This window comes from Arthrobacter sp. 2YAF22_2 (assembly GCF_052114645.1).
Classification (GTDB): Bacteria; Actinomycetota; Actinomycetes; order Actinomycetales; family Micrococcaceae; genus Arthrobacter.
The window spans coordinates 1-3,665 of sequence record NZ_JBFRFD010000384.1; the positions used below are offsets into that span (position 1 = coordinate 1).

Annotated in this window: 5 protein-coding genes; 3 read left to right on the forward strand and 2 right to left on the reverse strand. The window is 71.0% G+C overall.

Annotated elements, in window-relative coordinates:
• Positions 1 to 321 (reverse strand): J domain-containing protein (locus AB4Y86_RS14420; RefSeq protein WP_441402887.1); only part of this gene is annotated, 321 nt, incomplete at its 3' end.
• 138 nt (positions 322 to 459) lie between these two features.
• Between AB4Y86_RS14420 and AB4Y86_RS14425 the strand changes: the two genes are divergently transcribed.
• Positions 460 to 1,362, forward strand: a complete 903-nt coding sequence (locus tag AB4Y86_RS14425; RefSeq protein WP_441402888.1) for a diacylglycerol/lipid kinase family protein — start codon at positions 460 to 462, stop codon at positions 1,360 to 1,362.
• A 27-nt stretch (positions 1,363 to 1,389) separates the two neighbouring features.
• Here AB4Y86_RS14425 and AB4Y86_RS14430 read toward each other — a convergent pair whose 3' ends face one another.
• Positions 1,390 to 1,800: a hypothetical protein gene (locus tag AB4Y86_RS14430; protein WP_441402889.1), complete on the reverse strand. Its 411-nt coding sequence runs from the start codon at positions 1,798 to 1,800 to the stop codon at positions 1,390 to 1,392.
• Positions 1,801 to 1,890: 90 nt separating this feature from the next.
• Here AB4Y86_RS14430 and AB4Y86_RS14435 point away from each other — a divergent pair, with 90 nt between their 5' ends.
• Both AB4Y86_RS14435 and AB4Y86_RS14440 read left to right on the forward strand, forming a co-directional pair.
• Positions 1,891 to 2,580, forward strand: coding sequence for a helix-turn-helix domain-containing protein (locus AB4Y86_RS14435; RefSeq protein WP_441402890.1), 690 nt, complete (start codon positions 1,891 to 1,893; stop codon positions 2,578 to 2,580).
• A gap of 41 nt (positions 2,581 to 2,621) precedes the next feature.
• Positions 2,622 to 3,665, forward strand: a 1,044-nt coding sequence (locus AB4Y86_RS14440) for a cysteine desulfurase family protein (protein ID WP_441402891.1), incomplete at its 3' end; no start/stop codon positions are given.

The window sequence follows — 3,665 nt, forward strand, 5'->3', positions numbered from 1 at the left end:
ATTCAGGGCCACGCGCTGGTGCGCGTGGGCGGAGGCGCGGCTGCCGGCGGCGGGCGCGTCGAAGTGCGCCCCGTCCTCGGCCGGGACGGTGCGGCTGGAGAAGGCGGTGCCGCTGCCGTAGGAGCGGTCGTAGTCGGCGCGGCGCTTGGCATCGATGAGGGTTTCATAGGCGAGGGTCACGCGGCGGAAGGTGGCGGCGTCGCCCCCGTGATCGGGGTGGGCCGTGCGGGCGGCCTTGCGGTAGGCCACCTTTATGTCCTTGTCCGTCGCCGTTACGGGGATCCTCAGGACCTGGTAGTGCGAGCTGCTGCCTTGCGTCAAGCAAGATTCCTTTGCGTCAATGGAGCCGGTGCGGCCGGAACCTCCGGCGTGGCCAGTTTAACCGGCCGGTTGAACCCCTCGGGGGAACAACGTGCGTGCGGCGGTGGATGGTTCCCGGCGGCTGGCATAATTCAGCCCATGAAGATCGCCCTGGCCGTCAATCCGCGCGCCTCCTTCGGCCGTGGTCAATCTGCCGGCCGGGAGGCGGCCGAGTGCTTCCGCGCGGCCGCGGCGGATGTTCGGCTGCTGTGCGAGGACAGTTACGAGTCGCTCTCCCGGGCCGTGGACAAGACCCTGGTTGACGGCGTGGACGCGCTGGTCGTGGTGGGCGGTGACGGCATGGTGCACCTGGGCGTCAACGCGCTCGCCGGGTCGGGCCGCGCGTTCGGCGAGACCCCGCTGGGCGTCATTCCGAGCGGCACGGGCAACGACATGGCCCGCGCGCTCGGCCTGCCGCGGCATGATATCCCGGCGGCCGCCGCCCGGATTCTGGCGGCCCTGCCGTCCGGCGGCCGGCGGATCGACGCCGGCCGGGTGCGCTCCGGCGGCCGGACGCACTGGTTCGCCAGCGTGGTCTCGGCCGGTTTTGACGCCGCGGTCAATGAACGCGCCAATGCGTGGCGCCGGCCCCGCGGGATGGCCCGGTACAACCTGGCGATGCTGCGTGAACTGGTTACCTTCCGCGCCATCGAGTACACGGTGACAGCCGACGGGGAACGCTGGAAACAGGGAGCGATGCTGATCTCGGTGGCCAACGGGCAGTCGATCGGCGGCGGGATGAAGATTGCGCCGGAGGCGGTGCTCGACGACGGGTACCTGGACCTCTTCATTGTCCGGCCGCTGTCCCGTCTACGCTTCCTCGCGGTGTTCCCCAAGGTGTTTTCGGGCCGGCACGTGGGCCACCCGGCCGTCGAGCTCCGCCGGGTCCGGCAGGTCGAGCTTGAGGCGGTCGGCGTCGTGGCCTACGCGGACGGCGAGCGGATCGGGCCGCTGCCGCTGACCGTCGACGTCGTCCCGGGGGCGATCCGGGTCCTGGCGTAGGCGCCGCAGCGGCGGCGGCAGCYGATGCTACCGGGTCCTGGCGGGGGAGAGCCGGTTCAGCGCCAGCGCCGCGACCAGCAGGCCGAAGTCGCGCAGCGCCACGTCGAAGAAACTGCCCAGGACCAGCAGGTTGACGATGATGCCCAGCAGCCACACGGCGACCAGGAGCGATCCGAAACGCGGCCGGAACGCTACCGCGAGGCCGGCAATGATTTCCACGACACCGACGATGTACATGAAGGTCTGCGCCGGCAGCGGGACCACCGAGGTTGCCGCCGGGGCGAGATACATCGTCCAGTGCGTCAGCAGGTTGGTGAATTTGTCCAGGCCGAAAATGATCGGAGCCACCRTGAAGACCGTGCGGAGCAGCAGGAAGGCCTGCCGCGGACCGGCCGCGACCGCGATGGCGGGGGCTGCGAGTGCTGTTGAAGATTTCATGTCCTACTCCTTCTAAAATTGGATAATTCAATTTTAGAATGGAAGCAGAGGTTAAGCAACGAATCTTGTTTTTAGAGTTAGGCTGATTTCATGAACCGCTTTCCATGGAGCCTCAGGGTGGCCGCCGTGGCCTCCCTGGGCGATGAGAACCGCCGCCGGCTCTTCGATTTTGTTGCCGCCGCGGAGCAGGCGGTGGGCCGCGACGATGCCGCCGCGGCGCTCGGGCTGGCGCGGAGCACAGTGTCATTCCACCTGGACCGCCTGGTCCAGGACGGCGTGCTGGCGGTGGAATTCCGGAAACTTGGCGGCAAGGAGGGGCCGGGTTCCGGGCGTCCGGCGAAACTGTACCGCGCCGTCGTCCAGGAGGTCTCGGCCTCCGTTCCGGAGCGCAACTATGACCTGGCCGCCGAACTGCTGGTGACGGCCATCGAACAATCCACGGCCGACGGCGGCTCCGCCCGGGACGCGCTGCTGCGGGCCGCGCAGGCACGCGGCCACGCCGCCGCCGCCGCGGACGACTTCGCGGGCCTGCTCGCCGCCGAAGGGTACCGGCCGGCGGACGACGGCGCCGGCGGGCTGGTGCTGCTCAACTGCCCCTTCCACCGTGTGGCCCGGGGCCACGCGGACGTGGTCTGCGCCATGAACGGCGCCTTCCTGGCCGGGGCCGCGGCGGCGTGCGGCATGGACCCGGGCCGGGTCGAAGCCCTGGACATCGAGGCGCTCCGGGCTCAGGATGCCGCCACGGCAGCCCAGTGCTGCGCCCGGATCAGGCCGCTCTGACGCCGGGGTGCCTGCACGGAGGGCCACGGTAGAATTAGCCTGTGTCTGTCTACCTTGACCACGCCGCCACCACGCCGCTTGCCGCCGAGGCGCTGGCCGCGCTGACCCGCGAGTTGGCCCGCACCGGCAACCCGTCTTCGCTGCACGGTTCCGGCCGCCGAGCCCGGCGGGCCGTCGAGGACGCCCGTGAGGCCCTGGCCGCGGCCGCCGGGGCACACCCGTCGGAAGTCATCTTCACCTCCGGCGGGACCGAGGCCGACAACCTCGCCGTCAAGGGGCTCTACTGGGCCCGCCGCGCCGCTGACCCGCGGCGTACCCGCATCCTGTGTTCCACGGTTGAACACCACGCGGTGCTGGACACCGTCGAATGGCTCGAACGGCACGAGGGGGCCGACGTCCGCTGGCTGCCCGTGGACGCCGAAGGTGTGCTGGACCTCGCTGCGCTGGAGTCCGAACTGGCCGACGATCCGGGCTCCATCGCCCTGGTCACTGTCATGTGGGCCAATAACGAGGTGGGCAGCCTTCAGCCGGTCGCGGAGATCGTGCGGCTGGCGCATGCCGCCGGCGTGCCGGTGCATTCCGACGCCGTGCAGGCGTTCGGTTCGGTGCCGGTGGACTTCCGCGCGTCCGGCCTGGCTGCCATGTCCATCTCCGGGCACAAGATCGGCGGACCGGTCGGCGTCGGCGCCCTGCTCCTGGGCCGCGCCGTGGCGCTGACCCCGGTCCAGCACGGCGGGGGCCAGGAGCGCGACGTGCGCTCCGGGACCCTGGACACGGCGTCGATCGCGGCCTTCGCCGCGGCGGCGGAGGCTGCCGCCGGCAACCTGGCCGGGGAGTCCGCCCGGATCTCTGCGCTGCGGGACCGCCTCATCGACGGCGTCCGCGCCGCCGTTCCGGAGGCCGTGCTGCGGGGAGCCGCCGGCGCGGGCCGGCTTCCGGGCAACGCGCACTTCACCTTCGCCGGCTGCGAGGGCGACTCGCTGCTGTTCCTGCTGGACCTCGCCGGAGTGGAATCCTCCACGGGCTCCGCGTGCACCGCCGGCGTGCCACGGCCTTCCCACGTGCTGCTCGCCATGGGCCTGGAC